The organism is Roseovarius halophilus (ex Wu et al. 2025), assembly GCF_047086965.1.
Genome location: NZ_JBKOTX010000617.1, coordinates 1 through 297, shown reverse-complemented (window position 1 = coordinate 297; position 297 = coordinate 1). Strand labels below are relative to the sequence as shown.

At 70.4% G+C, this 297-nt stretch carries 1 protein-coding gene; it reads right to left on the bottom strand.

Annotated features, from left to right (window positions below; genetic code table 11):
• Positions 1-15 precede the first annotated feature (15 nt).
• Positions 16-297 (bottom strand): IS66 family insertion sequence element accessory protein TnpB (locus ACH107_RS33745; protein WP_412509914.1); only part of this gene is annotated, 282 nt, incomplete at its 5' end.

The window sequence follows — 297 nt, the reverse complement described above, 5'->3', positions numbered from 1 at the left end:
TGTGCGCGGGCAGCATTACGCGGGCACCCCGAGCGCCCGGACGATCCCGGCAATGCGAGCGGCGGGCGTGTCAGCCTCGAGCTGGATCACCACCTCGCCAACCGCGATCCGGACATCGCGTCCGGTGGCGCTGCCATACGCTTCGGGCGCAGACCCCTCCGCATCGCAGACCACGAGCGGCGCGAACACCACCTCATCCCCATCGCGCTCATCGGCCGGCAGGACGAGATCGCCGTCCTTCGCCATGCGCCGCCAAGCCGACAACTGGTTCGGCCGGATACCATACCGCGCCGCCAC